This window comes from Emticicia soli, assembly GCF_037860775.1.
Taxonomy (GTDB): Bacteria; Bacteroidota; Bacteroidia; order Cytophagales; family Spirosomataceae; genus Emticicia; species Emticicia soli.
Genome location: NZ_JBBEWC010000029.1, coordinates 1 through 2,158, shown reverse-complemented (window position 1 = coordinate 2,158; position 2,158 = coordinate 1). Strand labels below are relative to the sequence as shown.

Below are 2,158 nucleotides of genomic sequence, written 5' to 3'. Positions count from 1 at the left end.
CTCACTTGAAGACAACTCCAAGTGAGTAGTAAAAATACTTGACACAGTTCAGTTTACACTCCCAAAGTTCAGATTATAATTGCCCTATTAAATATTGTATTCTACTTTTTTCTAATAGAAAAGCCAATAATAGCATTATTACTATCATCTATTTGAGACTCATCTAAGAGATGAACGACATTTAATCCGTTTGAAAAAAGATTTCTATTAAAATCGTCTAATATTTTGCTATTAACTATTTTAACGTCATTAACAAATAATGTATTGGAGATTTCATCAAAAGTAATAGAACTATAGTTTATACCATTAGTTTTTAGTTCTTCTAAGACTATTGTTCTTAAATTATTATCCATTTTTGCATTGTTTTTATTTAACGAATATACTTAAAGATTAAGCATATTTATAAGTTTGTAGTATTTTTCTTAACTATTGCAATTGTTACTTTAAAATCAACAAATCTTTTATTATCAATGACTGAATATTTTGTTTTTAGTAAATGCTAAACTCCTCAATTACTGACATTTTTAATGATATATTATTGTTGAGGACTACTTTTCTCACCGCCTCACCACCTCCAAAGCATCAACCCAAACCTTATAACCTTGTTTTTCTCTGTTGCCAACGGCGTAGTAGAGGATATGCCTATGCTTTCGAGGCAGTGCACACCCAAAACTTTACTATTTCTTGAATTGAGCCAACAAAACCGCCCAATAGAATACTATCGGGCGGCTGTTGAAATAAACAAAAACCTTGAATTAATAGAGGTTTTCCGGGTTGTTGACTTGAATGGTTTTTACTTTTCCAGCTGAGCCAGCAACAGCGGCCGTATTTGTGCCACCTGAGCCAAATGCACCAGCTCCACCGTCGCCACCACATCCTCCACCTGCTCCTCCATTTGAAGTCGTACTAGTACTACCTGTAATAGAGCCAGCATTTCCACCCGTAACTCCGATAGAACCTGTTACTGATACACTTGGTGCAACTAACAAAACAATGCCACCGCCGCCGCCGCCACCGCCAAATTTATAAGTGGTGCCAGAAACAAGTAGTGGATTCGAGCCGTTTCCTCCTGATGCATTTATAGTGCCGCTAATAGTAAGCGATGCTTTTGAAAGAAGAACTACTAAGCCTCCTGCACCGCCACCACTTCCGTTTGCATTGCCCGTTGTAGAACCAGTGCTCCCATTGCCTCCATTGGCATTTACAATACCGCCACTAGCTATTGTGATAGCACCTTTTGCATAGATAGCAAATGAACCACCACCAGAGCCACCGTAGTTCAAATCTCCTGTGCTATTGAAAGCTCCGGCCGCACCTCCATATACAGGTATATTAATTAAGCTAGGCATAGCTGTTTCTTCTATTGCTTTTGATATAACCTCTCCAGAGCCAGCAAAGCTTCTTGCTACCCCCTTTTCGTTAGGTAAAAGATACGAATTTCCTGTACCTGTTACATTTATTGTTCCATTGATAATAACATTTCCAGTACATCTTAACTTAATACCTGAAGGTACTGTAAGCGAAACACCACTATTGATTGTTAGACTGGTATATTGTAAATTCAGGTTTGGCGGAGAAGTAACCCAGTTAGTGTTAGTGCCGATGGTTAAAGCTCCCGCAGAGCCGTCGCCATAAATATTTTCAGCACCAGAGCCGCCACCGCCGCTACTTGGTGTAACCCATTGTGTATCATAATCTGTGCCACTCGCTTTTGCAAGTACTTGCCCACTTGTACCTCCTGTTGGTACTCCTTGCCCCACGGCACCTGTGTTTCCTGTTGCTCCGGTACTACCTGTTGACCCAGTAGGGCCTGTAATCCCTGTTGCTCCTGTGTCACCAGTAGCCCCAGTTGCTCCGGTATTACCCGTTGCCCCAGTAGGGCCCGTTGCTCCTGTATCACCAGTAGCCCCAGTTACTCCGGTATTTCCCGTTGCACCAGTAGCACCAGTAGGTCCTGTTGCCCCTGTGTCACCAGTAGCCCCAGTTACTCCAGTATTACCCGTTGCTCCAGTAGCACCAGTAGCACCAGTCGGTCCAGTAGGCCCGGTTACGCCAGTAGCCCCGGTTACGCCAGTAGCCCCAGTATTACCCGTAACACCTTGAATACCCTGTGTGCCTTGCGCACCAGTCGGTCCAGTAGGCCCGGTTACGCCCGTAG

General features: G+C 42.7%; 2 protein-coding genes. Both read right to left on the bottom strand.

Going from position 1 to position 2,158, the window contains the following annotated elements; translation table 11 throughout:
• Positions 1 to 101: 101 nt before the first annotated feature.
• The gene (locus WAE64_RS24675; RefSeq protein WP_340240860.1) at positions 102 to 353 is read right to left on the bottom strand and encodes a hypothetical protein; all 252 of its coding nucleotides are present in this window, start codon (positions 351 to 353) and stop codon (positions 102 to 104) included.
• A 402-nt stretch (positions 354 to 755) separates the two neighbouring features.
• Positions 756 to 2,158: hypothetical protein (locus WAE64_RS24670; RefSeq protein WP_422706515.1), on the bottom strand; the 1,403-nt coding region annotated here is incomplete at its 5' end.